Below are 19,890 nucleotides of genomic sequence, written 5' to 3' on the forward strand. Positions count from 1 at the left end.
TCAGATGCTGGCGTACATTTTTCGGCGACTGCTGCTGATCATCCCGACCCTGTTCGGCATCCTGCTGATCAACTTCGTGATCATCCAGGCCGCGCCCGGCGGTCCGGTGGAACAGATGATCGCCAAGCTCGAAGGCTTCGAAGGCGCCACCAGCCGCATCGCCGGTGGCGGTGCCGAAGTGTCGGTGGCCGGCTCCGCCTATCGTGGCGCGCAAGGTCTGGACCCGGCGCTGATCAAGGAAATCGAGCACATGTACGGGTTCGACAAGTCGGCCCCGGAACGCCTGTGGATCATGGTCAAGAACTACGCGAAGCTGGATTTCGGCGACAGCTTTTTCCGTGATGCCAAGGTCATCGACCTGATCAAGGAAAAGATGCCGGTGTCGATCTCGCTCGGGCTGTGGAGCACGCTGATCATGTACCTGGTGTCGATCCCGCTGGGGATCGCCAAGGCCACGCGGCACGGCAGTCACTTCGACGTGTGGACCAGTTCGGCGATCATCATCGGTTACGCGATCCCGGCGTTCCTCTTTGCGATTCTGCTGATCGTGGTGTTCGCCGGCGGCAGTTATCTGGACTGGTTCCCGCTACGTGGCCTGACTTCGAACAATTTCGATGAGCTGAGCCTGGGCGGCAAGATTCTCGACTATTTCTGGCACCTGGCGCTGCCGGTGACCGCGCTGGTGATCGGCAACTTCGCGACCATGACTTTGCTGACCAAAAACAGCTTCCTCGACGAGATCAACAAGCAGTACGTGGTCACCGCCAAGGCCAAGGGCCTGACGCGCAACCGCGTGCTTTACGGCCATGTGTTTCGCAACGCCATGTTGCTGGTGATTGCCGGATTCCCGTCAGCGTTCATCGGCATCTTCTTCACTGGCTCGTTGCTGGTGGAAGTGATTTTCTCCCTCGACGGTCTGGGCCTGATGAGTTTCGAAGCGGCGATCAACCGCGATTACCCGGTGGTGTTCGGCACCCTGTTCATCTTCACCCTGCTGGGGCTGGTGGTGAAACTGATCGGCGACCTCACCTACACCCTGGTCGATCCGCGCATCGACTTCGCCAGCCGGGAGCATTGAGATGAACCTGTCCCCGCTCAATCGCCGCCGGTTCGAACTGTTCAAGGCCAACAAGCGTGGCTGGTGGTCGCTGTGGCTGTTCCTGATCCTGTTCGGCCTGAGCCTCGGCGCCGAGCTGATCGCCAACGACAAGCCGCTGGTGGTGCATTACGACAACCACTGGTACTTCCCGGCGATCAAGCGCTACCCGGAAACCACCTTCGGCGGCGAATTCCCGCTGGAAGCCAACTACAAGAGCCCGTACATCCGCGAACTGCTCAAGGCCAAGGATGCGTGGGTGTTGTGGGCGCCGATCCCCTACAGCTACCAGAGCATCAACTACGACCTGAAAGTCCCGGCCCCGGCCCCACCGTCGGCGGACAACCTGCTGGGCACCGATGATCAGGGCCGCGATGTGCTGGCGCGGGTGATTTACGGCTTCCGCATTTCCGTGTTGTTTGCGCTCACGCTGACGGTACTCAGCTCGATCATCGGTGTGATTGCCGGCGCGCTGCAGGGTTTCTATGGCGGCTGGGTCGATCTGGCCGGGCAGCGCTTTCTGGAGATCTGGTCTGGTTTGCCGGTGCTGTACCTGCTGATCATCCTCGCCAGTTTCGTCCAGCCGAATTTCTGGTGGTTGCTGGGGATCATGCTGCTGTTTTCGTGGATGAGCCTGGTCGACGTGGTGCGCGCCGAGTTCCTCCGTGGCCGCAACCTCGAATACGTGCGCGCGGCGCGGGCGCTGGGCATGCAGAACGGCGCGATCATGTTCCGCCACATTCTGCCCAACGCCATGGTCTCGACCATGACCTTCATGCCGTTCATCCTCACCGGCGCCATCGGCACCCTGACCGCGCTGGACTTCCTCGGTTTCGGTTTGCCGGCCGGCAGTCCGTCGCTGGGTGAACTGGTGGCCCAGGGCAAATCCAATCTGCAGGCGCCGTGGCTGGGCATGAGCGCGTTCGCGGTGCTGGCGCTGATGTTGAGTTTGCTGGTGTTTATCGGCGAGTCCGCTCGCGATGCCTTCGACCCGAGGAAGTGAAATGAATCAGGACAATCTGATCGAAGTGCGCGACCTCGCTGTCGAGTTCGGCTTCAACGAGCGGCGGCACCGGGTGGTCGAGGGCGTGAGCTTCGACATCAAACGCGGCGAAACCCTGGCGCTGGTCGGCGAGTCCGGCTCGGGCAAATCGGTGACGGCGCACTCGATCCTGCGCCTGCTGCCCTACCCGCTGGCCCGGCATCCGGCCGGCAGCATCAACTACGCCGGGCAGAATCTGCTGGGGCTGAGCGAAAAAACCATCCGCCACATCCGCGGCAACCGCATCGCGATGATCTTTCAGGAGCCGATGACCTCGCTCAACCCGCTGCACTCGATCGAGAAGCAGATCAACGAGATTCTCGGCATCCACAAGGGCCTGAGCGGCAAAGTCGCGACCAAACGCACCCTCGAGCTGCTGGAGATGGTCGGCATTCCCGAGCCGCACAAGCGTCTCAAGGCCCTGCCCCACGAATTGTCCGGCGGCCAGCGCCAGCGGGTGATGATCGCCATGGCATTGGCCAACGAGCCGGAACTGCTGATCGCCGACGAGCCTACCACTGCACTGGACGTGACCGTTCAGCTGAAAATCCTCGATTTGCTCAAGGAGCTTCAGGCTCGATTGGGCATGTCGTTGTTACTGATCAGTCACGATTTGAACCTGGTGCGAAGAATTGCGCATCGCGTATGTGTCATGCAGCGCGGTTGCATCGTCGAACAGGCATCGTGCGCAGAGCTGTTCCGTTCGCCGCAGCATCCGTACACTCGGGAATTGCTCGGCGCGGAGCCCAGCGGAGGCCCGGCGAGCAATAAAATCGGGGCGCCGCTGCTGGAAGTCGAGAACCTGAAAGTCTGGTTCCCGATCAAGAAAGGCCTGCTCAAGCGCACGGTGGATTACGTCAAGGCAGTAGACGGCATCAATTTCAGCCTGCCTCAGGGACAGACGCTGGGGATCGTGGGAGAAAGCGGTTCCGGCAAATCCACCCTCGGTCTGGCGATTTTGCGGCTGATCGGCAGCAAAGGCGCGATCCGCTTTGAGGGCAAGCAGCTAGACTGCCTGACGCAGAACGAGGTTCGCCCGTTGCGGCGGGAGATGCAGGTGGTGTTTCAGGACCCGTTCGGCAGCCTGAGCCCGCGGATGTGCGTCAGCGACATCGTTGGCGAAGGCCTGCGGATTCACAAGATGGGCACCGCCGCCGAGCAGGAAGCGGCGATTATTGCGGCATTGAAGGAGGTAGGTCTGGATCCGGAAACCCGGCACCGCTACCCTCACGAATTTTCCGGTGGGCAACGGCAACGTATCGCCATTGCCCGGGCTTTGGTGCTGAAACCGGCGCTGATCCTGCTGGACGAGCCCACTTCGGCGCTCGACCGCACGGTGCAGCGGCAAGTGGTGGAGCTGTTGCGTTCACTGCAAGCCAAGTACAACCTGACGTATTTGTTCATCAGCCATGACCTGGCTGTCGTCAAAGCGCTGAGCCACCAGTTGATGGTGGTCAAGCATGGCCAAGTGGTCGAACAGGGAGACGCGCAAGATATTTTTGCCGCCCCCAAACATCCGTATACACAGCAGTTGCTGGAAGCCGCTTTTTTGGCACCAGCCACTGCGCAATAACCTGAAAGAGGAGCAACACATGGGTTTTCTCGCCGGTAAGCGCGTACTGATCGTCGGTGTCGCCAGCAAGCTGTCCATCGCATCCGGCATCGCTGCCGCCATGCATCGCGAGGGCGCTGAGCTTGCCTTCACTTATCAGAACGACAAACTCAAGGGTCGCGTTGAAGAGTTCGCACAGGGCTGGGGTTCGAGCCCTGAGCTGTGCTTCCCGTGCGACGTGGCCAGCGATGAAGAAATCGCCAAGGTCTTCGAAGAACTGAGCAAGAAGTGGGACGGCCTGGACTGCATCGTGCACTCCGTCGGCTTCGCCCCGGGCGACCAACTGGACGGCGACTTCACCGAAGCCACCACCCGTGAAGGTTTCCGCATCGCTCACGACATCAGCGCCTACAGCTTCGTGGCCCTGGCCAAGGCTGGCCGCGAAATGATGAAAGGCCGCAACGGCAGCCTGCTGACCCTGTCGTACCTGGGCGCCGAGCGCACCATGCCGAACTACAACGTGATGGGCATGGCCAAGGCTTCGCTGGAAGCTGGCGTACGTTACCTGGCCGGCTCCCTGGGCCCGGACGGCACCCGCGTCAACTGCGTATCGGCTGGCCCGATCCGTACCCTGGCAGCCTCGGGCATCAAGAACTTCCGCAAGATGCTGGCCGCCAACGAAGCGCAAACCCCACTGCGCCGCAACGTCACCATCGAAGAAGTCGGCAACGCCGGCGCCTTCCTGTGCTCCGACCTGGCGTCGGGCATCAGCGGTGAAATCATGTACGTGGACGGCGGCTTCAACACCACCGCGATGGGCAACATCGAAGAGTAATCTTCGCTCTGCCGATAAAAAACCCGCCTCTTCCGGCGGGTTTTTTATTGGGTTCAACATCAAAAGATCGCAGCCTTCGGCAGCTCCTACAGGGACAGCACCACCCTGTAGGAGCTGCCGAAGGCTGCGATCCTTTGATCGTCAGAGCAAACAATCGGCAAACAGTTTTTGAACCGGCTGATTACGCTGGCTATAGCGCTGCAACAAGACCATCTCGCGGTAGAACGTCAGCTCACCCAACTCAATCACCCTGACCTTGAGCGGATGCTCCAGCCACAGCCCAGCCTTGGGCAGCAGCGAAACGCCCAGCCCGGACTCGACCATCTTCACGATCGCCTCCAGCTCATCCAGTTCCAGTGCCACCTCGACCTCGATCCGCTGCTCGCGCAGAAACCGCGTCACCAAACGCCCGCCAAATGAATTGCGGTCATAGCGCACCTGCGGCTGGTCGGCGAGCAACTGCAGCGGATCGTCGCCTTCGACCTGCAGCGGCACGATCAGCACGAACGGTTCGCGACGAATCACCGTCGCCGACAACTCCTTGGGCAGCTCGAACGGCGGCTTGATCATGATTGCCAGATCCACCTCGCCGGCATCGACCTGACTCAACAGATTCAACGACACCCCCGGCACCAATTTCGGTTCCAGCCCCGGAGCCTGCTGACGCAAGCGCAACAATGCCTGAGGCAGCAGCCCGGTCTGCGCAGTCGCCACCGCGCCGATTTTCAGCTCGCCGCGAATCTCGCTGACATCCTCGCTCTCACCCATGCGGCTGAAGATTGCGAGCATTTCCTGCGCCATCGGCACCGCGCGCAGCCCGGCGGGATTGAGCGTCGCCTGACGGCCAGTGCGATCAAACAGGCGAATGCCCAAGGCCTGTTCGAGATTACGGATCTGCGCGCTGACTGCAGACTGCGTCAGGCCGATGTGCAAACCGGCAGCGGCAAACGTGCCATGGCGCGCCACCGCGAGAAAGGTCTTGAGTTCACGCAGCATGCACACCTCGACTGATCGAAATAATTTGAGCTCGGCGCAAAAACTATCGTCTTTCAATCACATTTCACAGCACTAAACTCAGTGCACTTCCTCTGATCGAGCATTGCGCCATGTCGTTAAGCCCTTTCCATCTGGCCATCCCCGTCTATGACCTGGCCGCCGCACGCCACTTTTATCGCGAAGTCTTCGGGCTGGAAGAAGGTCGCTCCAGCGAACATTGGGTCGATTTCAACTTCTTCGGCCATCAACTGGTGATACATCTGGCGCCGAAAAACCCTGCACAGGAAGCCGCGCACACCAATGCTGTGGACGGGTATGACGTGCCGGTGCCGCATTTCGGTGTGGTGCTGGGGATGGCGCAATGGCAGGCGCTGGCCGAACGCCTGACATCGTTGGGCACGCGATTTGTGATTGAGCCGGGGATTCGCTTTCAGGGATTGGTGGGCGAACAGGCGACGATGTTTCTGTTCGACCCATGTGGCAACGCGCTGGAGTTCAAGGCGTTCAAGGACATCGGACAGTTGTTTGCCAAATAGAGGGGGGCGTTGAGCCGGACGCCTTCGCGAGCAAGCTCGCTCCCACAGGGTTCTGCGGTGTGCCTGGATTTTATGAGCACCCGCGAAATTTGTGGGAGCTGGCTTGCCAGCGATGAAGCCCTCAATGACCGCGCTTCAATTGCTGCTTGTGTTCGTACATTGCGCTATCGGCATCGGCCAGTAACCGATCCACTGTGTCATGGCGTTGCGGATCGTATTCGATCTGGCCGACGCTGAAGCGAATCGCGTAACCCCGGTGCAACGTGGCGTTGCGCTCGTCGAGGATTTCCCTGAGTCGGGCCATGATCGCCGTGGTTTCGACATGACTGGAGCCGGTCAGCAGCGCCACGAACTCATCACCGCCCAGGCGCCCGACCACGTCGCTCTCGCGAAACGCGATGCGCAGCACATCGGCAAAGGTCTTCAGTGCACTGTCGCCCTCGGCATGACCGTAGAGATCGTTGATCTGTTTGAAATCATTGAGGTCGAAAAACAGCAACGTCGCTGGTTTTTCCAGCCGCGCGCAAGCGTCCAGTGCATGTTGCGCCAGCTGTTTGAAGCCACGGCGATTGGACAGCAGGGTCAGTTCGTCCATGCTCGCCATCTGCACCGCCGTCAACTCTTGCTCGGCCATCTGCGCCAGATCCCGCAGCAGTGCGCGTTCTTCGTCATCGAGTTCGCGGGGCTGGGTGTCGATCAGGCACAAGGTGCCCATTTTGTTGCCATTGGGCACCGTCAGCGGGTAACCGGCGTAGAAGCGGATGTTGGGCGCACCGGTCACCAGCGGGTTGTCGTAGAAACGCTCATCCTGCCGGGCATCCGGCACCAGCAGCAGTTCGTCCTTGAGGATCGCATGCCCACAGAATGAAACGTCCCTTGGCGTTTCCGTGACGTCCAGCCCCACGCAGGACTTGAACCACTGCCGGTCCTTGTCCACCAGCGTCACCAGGGCAATCGGCACGTTGAACAGGCGCTTGGCCAGGCGAGTGAGCCGGTCGAAACGCTCCTCCGGCGCCGAATCGAGGACATTCAAGCCATGCAGCGCTTGAATTCGGGTGGCTTCATTGGCGGGTTTGATCGGGGCCAGCATCACGCACTCCATCAGGGTCAATGACCGTTAGAGTAGCCTGATTCGCCAGCGACTCACACACTTCAACCGCCCGCCACCGGACACGGGCCGCCCGCGTCGGCCCAAAGCTTGAACTGGGCCACAAAAATGTCATGCGGCACCGGCACCGGTGCGCGCCCTGCTCCGGGATTCCAGCCCCACAGCACCAGTTTGTCGTCGCTGACGTGTTTGATCAGCGCGGCGAAATCACGGTCGCCGTTGCTGGAGCGGTCCTTGATCATCGCGCACAACTTGTCCGGTGGCAGGCCGATCCAGGCCATCTTGTGCGCCGCCGGCGGCAGGCTCCAGTGTGGCGCTCCCGGTGGCGCGTGGGGGCCGTAACTGTCGGGCGGATTGCTCTCGGCGTGGCAGGTGGCGCAGGGCAAACCGGCGGCGCCCTTGCCGTCCATGCCGCGCACCACATTCATCGCGTGTGGTTTGCCCGCATCGAACTGCAGCGGCGAGTCGCCAGGGATGTGGCAGTTCTGGCAGCGCGGGCTCTGGAACACCTTCTGTACCGTGCCGAACGCCTTGAGCGCTTCCTGATCATCGGCAAACAGGTCCGAGGCATAGCCGCCCAGCCCCAGCAGGATCACCGTGCCCAACAGCAGATGTCGTTTCATCTCACACCCCCGACAGTTGCAGCGGCAATTCACGCAAGCGTTGCCCGGTCAGCGCGTACACCGCGTTGGCCACCGCCGGTGCGGTGGGCGGAACACCGGCCTCACCGATACCCCCGGGTTTGTCGCTGCTGGGCACGATATGCACTTCGACCACTGGCATCTCGTTGAGCCGCAGCACCTGATAATCGTGATAATTGGACTGCACGACCATGCCGTCCTTGACCGTCAGCTTGCTGTGCAGCGCCATGCCCAGGCCAAAGGTGATGCACGACTCCATCTGCGCCGCGATGCTCTGCGGATTGACCGCGATCCCGCAATCCACCGCACACACCACGCGGTGCACGCGGATCGCCAGATTGTCCTGGGAGACCTCGGCCACCTGCGCCACATAACTGCCGAACGACTCGTGTACCGCCACACCCAACGCATGTCCGTCCGGCAATGGCGCTGTCCAGTTGGCCTTCTCCACCGCCAGATTCAGCACGCCGAGATGCCGCGCATGATCCTTGAGCAAGGTGCGTCGATATTCGACCGGGTCCTTGCCCGCTGCCGTGGCCATTTCATCGATCAGCGACTCCATGACAAAAGCGGTGTGGCTGTGCCCCACCGAACGCAACCACAGCACATTGATTCCGGTCTGCGGTGAATGCAGCTCGACCTGCTGATGAGCCAGACCTTTGATGTACGGGCTGTCGGCCACGCCTTCGACCGAAGTCGCATCGATGCCGTTCTTGACCATGGTCTGTTCGAGCATGGTGCCGGCCATGATCGACTGACCGACCAGCACATGCTGCCAGCTCAGCGGCAGGCCCTGCCCGTCGAGGCCGATGCGCGCCTGATGCAGGAACATCGAGCGGTAATAACCGCCACGAATGTCATCTTCGCGCGACCACACGGTTTTCACCGGCATGCCGGCGGCCTTCGCCACTTGCACCGCTTCGGCGACGAAGTCAGAGGTCGGATTGGCCCGGCGCCCGAAACCGCCGCCAAGAAACTCGGTGTGAATTTCCACCTGCTCCGGTTTGAGCCCGGTGATCTTGCCGGCGACCATCTGGTCGAGGGTCTGGAATTGCGTGCCGGTCCAGATCTCGCATTTCTCGGCGCTGATCTTCACCGTGCAGTTCAGCGGTTCCATCGGTGCATGCGCCAGATACGGCACGCTGTATTCGACGTCGATTTTCTTCGCCGCCTTGTCGAAGTTGCCTTTGGCATCCCCGGCCTGACTGGCGGAAGTGCCCGGTGTCGCCGCCAGCTTGCGGAAGCTGTCGAGCAGGCCATGGCTGCTCAAGTCAGCGTGCGGCCCCATGTCCCAATCGACCTTCAGCGCATCGCGACCAAGTTTCGCCGCCCAGTAATGATCAGCGATCACCGCCACGCCCGTCGGCACCTGCACCACTTTGTGCACGCCGGGCACCGCCAGCGCCTCGGCGCCTTCGAAGGATTTGACCGTGGCGCCGAACACCGGCGCGCGAGCGACCATCGCGGTCATCAAGCCCTCGAACTGCACGTCCATGCCGAACTTGGCGCGACCGGTGATTTTCTCCGGGGTGTCGAGGCGTTTGGTCGGTTTGCCGATGACCTTCCAGTCCTTGGCCTCCTTGAAGGTGATCGACTTCGGATCCGGCACCGGGAGTTGCCCGGCGGCGTCCGCCAGTTCGCCGTAAGTGGCGCGTTTATCGCCGGCGATCACCACACCCGACTCGGTACGGATCGTCGAAGGCGCCACGTCGAAACGCTTGGCCGCCGCTTCCACCAGCATCTGCCGCGCCGTGGCCCCGGCGAGCCGGTAACGGTCGAATTCCATCCAGGTCGACGTCGAGCCGCCGGTAATCTGCATCCCGCCAAACGCCGGCATGCCGTAATTGGCGGCCGAGGCCGGCGAGTGTTCGACGCGGATCTTCGACCAATCGGCATCCAGCTCTTCGGCGATCAGCATGGTCAGGCCGGTCCAGATGCCCTGACCCATTTCCGAGTGCCCGAGCAACACCGTTACGCTGTTGTCGGCGGCAATGCGCAAAAACGCATTTGGCGCGAAGACCTTGCCTTCATTCTCCGCCGCCAAGGCAAATCGATGGGCACCGGGAACCACGAACGCAACCACCAGACCGCCACCCAGCACGGCGCTGCCCTTGAGAAATCCGCGACGCGATACAGGACTGTTCATCGTCTGTCTCCCAATCAGCCAATCTCGGCCGCACGTTTCACCGCTGCGCGGATTCGCGGGTAGGTGCCGCAGCGGCAGATATTGCCGGAGAGCGCCTGATCGATATCGCTGTCGGTGGGTTTGGGGATTTTCGCCAGCAGCGCGGCGGCAGACATGATCTGCCCCGACTGGCAGTAGCCGCACTGCACCACATCGAGTTCGGCCCAGGCCTGCTGCACCGGGTGCGAGCCGTCCGTGGACAGGCCTTCGATGGTGAGAATCTTCTGGCCGTGGGCCACGGCGGTGGCGGGCGTGATGCAGGCGCGCAACGGCGCGCCATCGACGTGTACGGTGCACGCCCCACACTGGGCCATGCCACAGCCGAATTTGGTGCCGGTCAGGTGCGCCACATCACGCAGGACCCAAAGCAACGGCATGTCGGCCGGCACATCGAGCTCCTGATCCTTGCCATTGATATTCAAGGTCAGCATCGGGGATTTCCTCAGACTCACGGTGTTCTGAAGGGGGCGTCGCTACGGCCATCGAAGCCTGTGCGCGCCTCGGCTTATCCCTTTCAGCAAAGTCTAATTTGCGCGCGACGCCAGACGTTGCGACCACCGGTCATGACTCAACGCAAAAATGTCGACTTTAATCTTCTGGCTGATAACGGCGCTCGTCCGAACCATCACCACCGGTCTGCGACGAGCGCGGTAACCCTCACCTTGGTCAGGAGTCGCGAACATGGGATTTGTCACCACCAAAGACGGCGTCGAAATTTTCTACAAGGACTGGGGCCCGAAGGACGCCCCGGTGATCCACTTCCACCACGGCTGGCCGCTCAGCTCGGATGACTGGGATGCGCAGATGCTGTTCTTCCTGGCCCAGGGTTTTCGGGTGATTGCCCACGACCGTCGCGGGCATGGACGCTCGAGCCAGGTCTGGGACGGCCATGACATGGACCATTACGCCGACGATGCGCTGGCGGTGGTCACGCATCTGGGGGTGAAGAATGTGGTGCATGTCGGCCACTCCACCGGCGGTGGCGAGGTCATCCACTACATCGCCCGGCATGGGCAGGACAACGTCGCCAAAGGTGTGTTGATCAGCGCCGTGCCGCCATTGATGGTCAAGACCGAGAGCAATCCGGGTGGTTTGCCGAAATCGGTGTTCGATGATTTTCAGGCACAACTGGCGGCCAATCGTGCGCAGTTCTACCGCGATATCCCCAGTGGCCCGTTCTACGGCTATAACCGCCCGGGCGCCAAGCCCTCGGAAGGGATCATCGGCAACTGGTGGCGCCAGGGCATGATTGGTGGGGCCAAGGCGCATTACGACGGGATCGTCGCGTTCTCCCAGACCGATTTCACCGAAGACCTGAAGAAGGTCACCGTACCGGTGCTGGTGATGCACGGCGAGGATGATCAGATCGTGCCGTATGCGAACTCGGGGCCTTTGTCGGCGAAACTGCTGCCAAATGGCACGCTGAAATCGTATCCGGGGTTTCCGCACGGGATGCCGACGACTGAGGCGGCGACGATCAATGCGGATCTGCTGGCGTTTATTCGCGGCTGAAACTCGAGCGATCAGAGATCTGCGGGGGCCACACATCCATGTGGGAGCTGGCTTGCCAGCGATAGCGGTGGATCAGGCAACATCAATTGTGGATGTGCCGGCCCCATCGCTGGCAAGCCAGCTCCCACAGGTTTTCAGGTGGTTGCTGAATACTCGGTCACACCAGGGACCGTGTGGGAGCGAGCCTGCTGGCGAAGGCGATCGGTCAGTCAATGATGGGTTGACTGACCCACCGCATTCGCGAGCAGGCTCGCTCCTACAAGGTTATGCCTCGGAACGCCCCGTCCCTTCGCGATCACGTTCGTAGTGGTGGGCCAACGGCAGCGCCGGCAACCAGGCCTCGCGACGGATAGTCCACAGTTCATAGGTCGGCGTGAACTGGTTCGGCGCGTCCAGCGAGCCGACATTCACTTCAATTTCATCCCCCGAACGCGCCAGTACCGGCGAACCACAGCGCGGACAGAACACCCGCCCTTGATATTCGCCGGTCATGCCACTGACGGTCACCGCATTCTCGGGAAATATCGCCGAGGCATGAAACAGCGCGCCGTGGTGTTTGCGACAATCAAGGCAGTGGCAGAGGCCGACGCGGTAGGGTTGGCCCGCTGCTTCGAAACGCACATCGCCGCACAGGCAACCGCCAGTCAATGGTTCCATGCTGTCTATCCTCTGCCAGACTCTGTTCAGCCTTTGACCATAGCAGCCGTACAAGCGAACGCCCACCCACTGCCTTTTCCGGAGACTGCGCCATGCCCTCCCCTGAGTCCACCCTCTTACAGAGCTGGCACGCCAACGCTGATGCCTGGATCGAGGTAATCCGCAGCGGTGCCATCGAAAGCCGTCAGCAGGTCACCGATCAGGCGATCCTGCTGGCGATCATGGGCCGGCAACCAGAGCGCGTGCTGGATCTGGGCTGCGGTGAGGGCTGGTTGCTGCGGGCACTGGCGGATCGCGGTATCGATGCGGCGGGGGTCGATGGCGATGCAACCTTGATTGATGCGGCACGCGACGCCGGTTCGGCCAAGGTGCATGTCGCCAGTTACGCGGCATTGGTCGACGCCGAAATTGATATTGGCGGTGATTACGATTTGATCTGCGCCAACTTCTCGCTGCTGCATCAGGACATCATTCCATTGCTCGCGGCGATGAATGCATTGTTGCTCCCCGGCGGCGCCATGATCATTCAGACCCTGCATCCGTGGGCCGTGGCGGCCGGCAATTATCAGGATGGCTGGCGTGAGGAGTCGTTCGCCGCGTTCAAGGGCCAGTGGCAGCCGATGCCCTGGTATTTCCGCACGCTTTCGAGTTGGTGCAACGCGCTGGACATGGCCGGGTTTCAAATTGTCAGTTTGCAGGAGCCGCAGCATCCGCAAAGCCCGGTGCCGCAGTCACTGTTGATGATCGCCGAACGGCGCTGACCGGGGCAACTCGAGCCCCTTGTGGGAGCGAGCTTGCTCGCGAATGCGGAGTGTCTGACAGGCTCATTGCCGCATGTGCCGACGCTTTCGCGAGCAAGCTCGCTCCCACAATGTTTGGCGTCTAATGCTTCAGTTGTCGATCTACGGCACCGCCATTCGACCAAGGACTGACTACGCTATAAATCCTGCGTGTCTAACCTGCCGAGGATGACTGCCATGCAACGCTTTCAAAAACTCACACCGTGTCTGTGGTTCGATGATCAGGCCGAAGCGGCGGCGAAGTTCTACTGCTCGATCTTCGATCATTCGAAAATCACCGGCCTGACCCACTACAGCAAGGTCGGCCAGGAATTTCACGGCAAGCCGGAAGGCGCGGTGATGACTGTCAGTTTCGAACTCGACGGCCAGACCTTCACCGGCCTCAACGGCGGACCCATGTTCAAGTTCAGCGAAGCCATTTCGTTTCAGGTCAATTGCCAGAATCAGGAAGAAGTCGACCACTTCTGGGGCAACCTCTCGGCCGGCGGCCCGGTCGAGGCCCAGCAATGCGGCTGGCTCAAGGATCAGTTCGGGGTGTCGTGGCAGATCGTACCGGTGGCGTTCATGCACATGATGCAAGACCCCGACACCAGCAAGTCGCAACGGGCGATGCAGGCCATGTTCAAGATGAAAAAACTCGACATCGCCGAACTGGAGCGGGCCTTTGCCGGCCAGAGCTAATACACTCCGGTTCTGGCCTGCCGGGAACCATGACGATGAAACACGCTGCCGCCAAAAACCCTGAAAAAGCCCCACGCTTCTGGCGCGACGCTGCCCTGCCTTTCATCGAAGCGCGGGCCATCGCCGATGGCCGTGAGGTCTGCTACTCGCGCCATTCCCATGCGCATTTTTCGATCGGTGCGATCACGGCCGGGCGCAGCATTTATGTGCATGAGAAATCGAGGTTCGAAGTCGCCGCCGGCACTGTGGTGCTGATGAATCCGGGCGACGTGCATGCCTGCAATCCGCTCGATGATCAGCCGTGGTCGTACTTGATGTTGTATGTCGATACGCCGTGGCTGACAGATCTGCAGCATCAACTGGGGTTCAGTGCGGAGCTTGAGTTTCGGCGGTTTTCCACAACTCATCTGGATGACCCGCGACTGTTTCGTGACCTGCAAGGGCTTTACGCCACACTGGTCGACGAGCAGCAGGACATACTGCGCAAACACAGCGCAGTGGTGGAGTTTTTCAGCGATCTGCAGTTGCGCCTGAACCCGGCAGAACCGGCGCTGCGTGAGCCGAATTTCAAGCTCGAACGCGCTGCGGATTTCATCCGCGAACACTGCACCGATCTGCTCAGCCTCGATGACATCTGCACGGCGGCGCAGTTGTCACCGTCGTATCTGATCCGTGCGTTCAAACAGCATTACGGCATGACCCCGCATGCCTTTGTGGTCAACCAGCGCATCCAGTTCGCCCGCGAACGCCTGCGCAGCGGCCAGTTGATTGCCGATGTCGCACTGGAAGCAGGGTTTGCCGATCAGGCGCATTTTCAGCGCGCATTCAAACAGCATCTCGCGGCAACCCCCGGCCAATATCGCGGCTGACAGGCGAAAGCGGCTACGCTGAGGATCAGCGGCCAATTCCGGCCCGGGAGTCTGCTCCGGATGATTCTGATTCTTCTGCCAAATGCCGATTACGATCCGACCGAAAGCAGCGTGCCGTGGCAGGCGTTGCGCGACGCAGATATCGAAGCGCGTTTTGCCACGCCGCAAGGCCTGCCGGCTTACGCCGACCCACGGTTGGTGAGTGTTGGTTTCGGCCCGTTGAACGCCATGCTGATGACCCGTACAGCGGACTTGAACAGTTACGCGCAGATGATCGAAAGCGCGGAATTTCAGCAGCCACTGACGTATGCCGATGTCGATCCGTCTCAGTTCGAAGGTTTGCTGATTCCCGGTGGTCACGCCAAGGGCATGCGCAGCCTGCTCGAGTCCGGGCAGGCCCGGCAAATCGCCCTGCAGTTTTTCAAGGCACAGAAACCGGTGGCGGCGGTGTGCCATGGCGTGTTGTTGCTGGCGCGCACTCTCGACCCCGACACTGGCCGTTCGCTGCTGTTCGGGCGCAAGGTCACAGCGCTGCTGGCAGCAACCATGGAGTTGCCGGCCTGGCTGCTGACCGCACCGTGGCTGGGGCGTTACTACCGCACCTACCCGCCGACCGTCGAGGCAGAAGTGACGGCCGCGCTTTCGCGCAAATCCGACTTTGTACGCGGCCCCCTCGTTGCCAGACGTGATAGCGCAAAAGCGCCGCAAACAGGGTTCGTGGTGCGCGACGGCAATCTGCTCACAGCACGCTGGCCCGGCGATTGTCATCGCTTCGCCGCAGAATGGGTTGCCATGCTGCAGCAGCTTGAATGATCACTCCCCTTTAGCAGCTGCCGCAGGCTGCGATCTGTTGCTGTTGCAGGCTCAGGGCAACAACAGATAAACCGCGCTCGCCGCCAGCAACAAAGCCATCAACCGATTGAACAAGCGCATCCCCGCCGGATTGCCCAGATACCCACGCAGAAACGTCCCAGCGTAAACCCAGCAACCGACCGACAGATAACAGATCACCAGATACACCGCCGCAAACTGCCAGACCAGCCGCGCCTCGCCATCGGCGACAAACGCACCCATCCCTGCCACACACGCCAGCCACGCTTTCGGGTTGAGCCATTGCATCACCGCGCCGTACAACATCGATGGCGCCCGCCCCGTCTCGCCGGCATGCACCTGGCCGTCATCGGCAGCCAGTTTCCAGGCCATGAACAACAGAAACGCCACCCCGGCCAGTTGCACTACCCGGGTCAGGAACGGCCACAGTTTCAGGACTTCATGCAGGCCCAACCCCATCAGCACCAGTAACAACACAAACCCCAGCGTCGCTCCCGCCACATGCCGCTGACTGGCCCGAAAGCCGAACTGCGCACCGGAACTCAGCGCGACAATATTCACCGGGCCCGGGGTTATGGACGCCACCAGCGCAAACGCCGCCATCGACACAATCAGACTCATTACACACCTGCTGCAGATCGGGGAGAAAGAGACTCAGGTTAACTAAGGCAGGGCCTCATGTATTGAAGAAAATTGCCCTGGTATTGACTGGCATGAAACATATATTGAAACCAATACTGCAAAACAAGCCCTGGCTGCGTCGATATAGTCGCCCTGCGAAAACAACTTTCGCCGCACTCGTTTATTGACCCACCTATAAACCATGGATGGACTGTCACCCAATGACAACTTCAAGCAATCTTTTTACTCCCGCGCCGCTACCAAGTGAGCAACTTGAGCGTCGTGCTATTGCGCAGACAATAAGGGAAACACTCGAAAAGCGGGAAAAGGAAAAGAGCGGCAGCTACTATGCCTACCCCACCAACCTCTTTAACAGCAAGCAACTGTGCATTTCAACTCTTGAAGGAAGTCAATTCAACCAGGCACATTTTTCGGCACACATCGTCCTGCGCCAACTGATACGTCAGCCACAATTCGTTGCGATCGTCGATACGTTGGAAGTCGATAATGACCACTGGACACTGGTCAATAAAGAGGGCGAGATCTTTCAGGTCCATGAAGTCGAAAAAGCTGAGGGGAGGTTTATCGAACGCATCAATATCACTCAGCAGGTCCACGCGATCGATTCATTGAAATCCGACCTGCAACTGCTGGCCAGAAGTGCAGTCATGACAGGCGGGATCGTATCTTCAAGCGACCGTCTGCCCTTGCTCAACTGGCTGCAGTACCAGCAACTGAACCAGCCCGAGACAGTGGAACAGCTTGAAAACCTGATCGCCTGGCTCGAACTGACGTTGCCGCTGCCACCCACGCATGGCAACTACTGGGGCATATCGAACGAAACAGGCGCGACAGCTCTGTGCATCGACGAAGATCAGCACCCGGATATCAACCAAGTCATTTATAAGTTGATGGACAAGGGTGAGCCGCGCCGGGAACCGCTGATCAACTATCTGGCGGTTGCCCTGCTCAAGCATGAGACGCCGACAGCCCTGCGTGAATCCCCGCGTTTCGCCTGGGCACGGCTGATCGAGACCGAAGAAGCCAAAGCCTTCGTCCAGTCCTGCATCGAAGCGCTGAATATACCGTCCATCTCCAATGCGACTGGGCTGAGCACGGAGCAGCGCAGTCGCTTGCTGGTTGCAGCGATCATGCTGGATCTGGCGTTGGGTCGCGAGGACAAGAACCAGAATTTCATTGAGCAGCACATCTATAATCCGGGTCACGTGCAGGCGAATGCCTATGAGGTAAAACTGGCACTGGAACAAACACTCGAACGCGGACGTATCAAGGAGTATGCAGTTCCCCTGGCGCTGGAACTGATCCTCGCCGGACTTGCACCGGAGTTCCTGGTCAGGTCGCCCACGACTCTACAGATCGGCACGCCAGGCTGGGTAATTCTGCGCAAAGCGGTACGACTGGCCGAGAGCGTCGCGCCAGGCCTGTCCCGTCATATGTCCTATGAAAAGCTGCTTGAATTGGGCGCGATTTTGCCCACCAGTGCGCAACAGCAGACCCTGCATGACTGGGCGAGCCTGCAAGGCATCATGGACTGGTCGCTGCTCAATGGCCTGGAACCGGAAAATGCCCGTGACCTGCCAACCCAGGAGCTCTTCAAGCAAGCTGCCACGCATTACAACGCCCACATCGAAGCGATCGGCTCCGCGCTGACAACGATCGCCACCCCGCCGGTCAGCCGTCGCAAGCTGGCGAAAGACGAGCTGTACGAGATTAATTGCGACCCGATGATACAAATAGCGTTGCCGGTCGAACGCGGAGCCAAGCGCGGTTATCATTCCGTGCTTGATGTCTATATGACCCGCGACCGGTTGTTCAAAAAGCGCTATGACAGGCCCTCTGGCACAAGTATCTACAAGACATATCCGGGCCTGTTGACACTCAAGCCCATCAATGACATTTACAAGGAAGAAGTAAAAAACTATTTCACACAATACAAAGCGGCAATCAATACAACTGTGCGCTTGGCACTTTCACGATTACCACTGGAAGAGCGGATGGCACTTGAATTTGGCAAAACGGCCATTTACAGCGTGCGTGATTACTCCTATCAGGTCCAGTTAACCAGCGCCTTCGTGCCTTTTGATCCACGTAAAATAGCTCGTTTTGGCAGCATGGTGTTTTGCAAGTATGGATTGCATTTTTACTGTTTTGAAATATTCCCCCTGCAAGGCGTTTGCCGAAATAATCCGATACTGGCTGAAGCTTACAGCCTCGGCGAAACACTCGGTAAGGAGGGATGGTTTAATGTGAAACCAAATGGCGTAAACGACTTCAAGTCGATGACGTGTCTTAACGCGCGAATCGAGAAAAGCGCCTACTTCAAAGGCGAGCCCCCCGTGGGTGAGGAGTCGCGAGACGTGGGCATCATTCTCGAACGGTTTGCCGAGCTTGATCAACCTGATGCCGCGCGACCTTTTACGCGCAGCCCTATTCAAAGTTTCAACTCGGAGCGTTTCTACGAGATTGGCCAAATGATTGTCGAACATAGTCCCCCGACCAATTTTGATCAGTTTTATGAACTCGGTTACGACAAACCCGCCCTGGAGAAGATACTCGATGACAACGACAACATCATCGAAGTCGTTCTTGACCTCGTCATCCCGTTCCGCCAGTGCATCAAAGGCCTGACCTCCAGTGACCCGGATCTTCGCAGCGGCGCCATATTCAGTTGCGTCATGGACCTTACCGCGATCCTCTTCGTCTTTGCCGGAGCCATCGGGCCGTTCAGCAAGGCACTGAGCAGCAGTACAAGACTGTTAAGCCTGACCAAGGTCGGCGCAAGCGTTGCGCTGTCAGTGTTCAATCCGCTCGATGGCGTTCCGAAGCTGGCCTATGGTGGTGCCAAACTGGTCGGCAAAGGCGCGATGAAGCTCAGCCATTTCGGCCATACCGTCATCCGGGCAGGAGCCGGACAACTTCGAGCGCTGAGCAGTACCAGCAGCGGCTCGTACGATCTGGTCAAGGCATTGAGCAAGTCCGGAGCTGCAGCGGAGATTCGCATGACCCTGCCGACGGTGGCGCATGCCAGAGCGTTGTTCAAGGATGACACCATCGAGAGCGCAAGCCAGATCCTGACCCGGCTGACTGACAAGACCGTTGCGCTCCCCAAGGATGTCAGCGCTCTTGAGCTGGATCAGCTTTTCCAGAGTTCAATTTTCGAGACCACACGTAAACTGCAATCAACTCAGGAGCTTGAGAAGCTGATTGGCAAAACAGCTGTGGAAGAGCTGCTAAAAACCTTCATGTCCAAAAATCCGTTCGACTACAGTGCTACACGTACGCTAGGCAATGGATATTCAACCTTGCTGGCAACGGTCACCGAGGTCGAAGTGCGCAAAGCCAACTACATCAAAACTTATCAGCAGAATCTGCTGAAACAGGACTTGGGCGCAGCCCCCTACAATGGGATATTGGAAGAATCGCGATTCAACACTCGAGGCCTCAGCGATAATGCCGAGCGCGCCGGTGCATGGATTGTTTATGCATCGAACTCGCAAGGTAACGACTTCGACAGCATCGTGGCGATACTGCGCGAATACGCGGCCAGCAACAAGTCGCTGACCGATCCTGCGGTCATTGCACAGTTACATCTTAGTATCGCGCCCGCCACCGCCGACACCATTCGCGTGGGCTTGAATGAGGCGAAGTATGTTAGCAACATCAGTGGCTTTGCGCTGATGCAGGATCACCTGAAACTATTGAACCCCGCTCATGAACACTTCGGCAAGCAACTGCTCGGTGCGGTTGTGGGTTTCCATGCGTTCGGTGACGGCAATGGCCGCACAGGCCGTGCTTTGTTCGCAATCAGCGAGCTACGACGCAACCGTTTCAACCCGCTTTCGAAAGAAGCGTTCAACGCAATTCATGGTGTCGATGGACCACTGTCAGGCATCTGATCACGAATAGC

The 19,890-nt window shown here is 59.6% G+C and carries 18 protein-coding genes; 11 read left to right on the forward strand and 7 right to left on the reverse strand.

Translation table 11 applies throughout. From position 1 onward, the window contains the following. Positions 1-4 precede the first annotated feature (4 nt). The 4 genes from PMI25_RS04355 to fabI are packed head-to-tail and all read left to right on the forward strand — an operon-like array spanning position 5 to position 4,525. Complete coding sequence (locus PMI25_RS04355) at positions 5-1,078, forward strand: microcin C ABC transporter permease YejB (protein WP_003224148.1); 1,074 nt, start codon at positions 5-7, stop codon at positions 1,076-1,078. A 1-nt stretch (position 1,079) separates the two neighbouring features. Then, positions 1,080-2,099, forward strand: a complete 1,020-nt coding sequence (locus PMI25_RS04360) for an ABC transporter permease (protein WP_007965317.1) — start codon at positions 1,080-1,082, stop codon at positions 2,097-2,099. A gap of 1 nt (position 2,100) precedes the next feature. Continuing rightward, positions 2,101-3,711: an ABC transporter ATP-binding protein gene (locus PMI25_RS04365; RefSeq protein WP_007965316.1), complete on the forward strand. Its 1,611-nt coding sequence runs from the start codon at positions 2,101-2,103 to the stop codon at positions 3,709-3,711. Positions 3,712-3,730: 19 nt separating this feature from the next. After that, the gene (gene fabI, locus PMI25_RS04370) at positions 3,731-4,525 is read left to right on the forward strand and encodes an enoyl-ACP reductase FabI (protein ID WP_003202751.1); all 795 of its coding nucleotides are present in this window, start codon (positions 3,731-3,733) and stop codon (positions 4,523-4,525) included. 141 nt (positions 4,526-4,666) lie between these two features. Here fabI and PMI25_RS04375 read toward each other — a convergent pair whose 3' ends face one another. After that, the gene (locus PMI25_RS04375; protein ID WP_007965315.1) at positions 4,667-5,521 is read right to left on the reverse strand and encodes a LysR family transcriptional regulator; all 855 of its coding nucleotides are present in this window, start codon (positions 5,519-5,521) and stop codon (positions 4,667-4,669) included. A gap of 110 nt (positions 5,522-5,631) precedes the next feature. Here PMI25_RS04375 and PMI25_RS04380 point away from each other — a divergent pair, with 110 nt between their 5' ends. Beyond that, positions 5,632-6,057 (forward strand): VOC family protein, encoded by a 426-nt coding sequence (locus PMI25_RS04380; protein WP_007965314.1) that lies wholly within the window; start codon positions 5,632-5,634, stop codon positions 6,055-6,057. A gap of 121 nt (positions 6,058-6,178) precedes the next feature. Here the strand turns inward: PMI25_RS04380 and PMI25_RS04385 are convergent, their stop codons facing one another. From PMI25_RS04385 to PMI25_RS04400, 4 genes are all read right to left on the reverse strand, one after another. Continuing rightward, positions 6,179-7,147, reverse strand: a complete 969-nt coding sequence (locus PMI25_RS04385; RefSeq protein ID WP_007965311.1) for a sensor domain-containing diguanylate cyclase — start codon at positions 7,145-7,147, stop codon at positions 6,179-6,181. Positions 7,148-7,209: 62 nt separating this feature from the next. Beyond that, a complete protein-coding gene (locus PMI25_RS04390) occupies positions 7,210-7,788 on the reverse strand; it encodes a hypothetical protein (protein ID WP_007965309.1) in 579 nt (192 codons plus the stop codon). A gap of 1 nt (position 7,789) precedes the next feature. Further along, positions 7,790-9,952 (reverse strand): xanthine dehydrogenase family protein molybdopterin-binding subunit, encoded by a 2,163-nt coding sequence (locus tag PMI25_RS04395; RefSeq protein ID WP_007965307.1) that lies wholly within the window; start codon positions 9,950-9,952, stop codon positions 7,790-7,792. A 14-nt stretch (positions 9,953-9,966) separates the two neighbouring features. Beyond that, complete coding sequence (locus tag PMI25_RS04400) at positions 9,967-10,422, reverse strand: (2Fe-2S)-binding protein (protein WP_007965305.1); 456 nt, start codon at positions 10,420-10,422, stop codon at positions 9,967-9,969. A gap of 250 nt (positions 10,423-10,672) precedes the next feature. On the opposite strand from PMI25_RS04400, the gene PMI25_RS04405 reads away from it, so the two are divergent. Next, complete coding sequence (locus PMI25_RS04405; protein ID WP_007965303.1) at positions 10,673-11,503, forward strand: alpha/beta fold hydrolase; 831 nt, start codon at positions 10,673-10,675, stop codon at positions 11,501-11,503. 264 nt (positions 11,504-11,767) lie between these two features. Here the strand turns inward: PMI25_RS04405 and PMI25_RS04410 are convergent, their stop codons facing one another. Then, positions 11,768-12,160: a GFA family protein gene (locus tag PMI25_RS04410; protein WP_007965302.1), complete on the reverse strand. Its 393-nt coding sequence runs from the start codon at positions 12,158-12,160 to the stop codon at positions 11,768-11,770. A gap of 92 nt (positions 12,161-12,252) precedes the next feature. On the opposite strand from PMI25_RS04410, the gene PMI25_RS04415 reads away from it, so the two are divergent. The 4 genes from PMI25_RS04415 to PMI25_RS04430 all read left to right on the forward strand — a co-directional run bounded on the left by PMI25_RS04415 (position 12,253) and on the right by PMI25_RS04430 (position 15,323). Then, entirely contained in the window at positions 12,253-12,921 is a 669-nt protein-coding gene (locus PMI25_RS04415; protein WP_007965301.1) for a class I SAM-dependent methyltransferase, read from the forward strand. Between the two features lie 216 nt (positions 12,922-13,137). Continuing rightward, on the forward strand, positions 13,138-13,641 hold the full coding sequence (locus PMI25_RS04420) for a VOC family protein (RefSeq protein ID WP_007965300.1): 504 nt from the start codon (positions 13,138-13,140) through the stop codon (positions 13,639-13,641). A 35-nt stretch (positions 13,642-13,676) separates the two neighbouring features. Further along, complete coding sequence (locus tag PMI25_RS04425; protein ID WP_007965299.1) at positions 13,677-14,510, forward strand: AraC family transcriptional regulator; 834 nt, start codon at positions 13,677-13,679, stop codon at positions 14,508-14,510. A gap of 60 nt (positions 14,511-14,570) precedes the next feature. Further along, complete coding sequence (locus PMI25_RS04430; RefSeq protein WP_007965297.1) at positions 14,571-15,323, forward strand: type 1 glutamine amidotransferase domain-containing protein; 753 nt, start codon at positions 14,571-14,573, stop codon at positions 15,321-15,323. A 51-nt stretch (positions 15,324-15,374) separates the two neighbouring features. On the opposite strand, the gene PMI25_RS04435 is transcribed toward PMI25_RS04430, so the two are convergent. Continuing rightward, positions 15,375-15,962 carry a LysE family translocator gene (locus tag PMI25_RS04435; protein ID WP_007965296.1) on the reverse strand — a complete coding sequence of 196 codons (588 nt, stop codon included), beginning with the start codon at positions 15,960-15,962 and terminating at the stop codon, positions 15,375-15,377. Between the two features lie 221 nt (positions 15,963-16,183). On the opposite strand from PMI25_RS04435, the gene PMI25_RS04445 reads away from it, so the two are divergent. After that, positions 16,184-19,879 carry a hypothetical protein gene (locus tag PMI25_RS04445; RefSeq protein ID WP_007965294.1) on the forward strand — a complete coding sequence of 1,232 codons (3,696 nt, stop codon included), beginning with the start codon at positions 16,184-16,186 and terminating at the stop codon, positions 19,877-19,879. Positions 19,880-19,890: the final 11 nt, after the last annotated feature.

The organism is Pseudomonas sp. GM30, assembly GCF_000282275.2.
Classification (GTDB): Bacteria; Pseudomonadota; Gammaproteobacteria; order Pseudomonadales; family Pseudomonadaceae; genus Aquipseudomonas.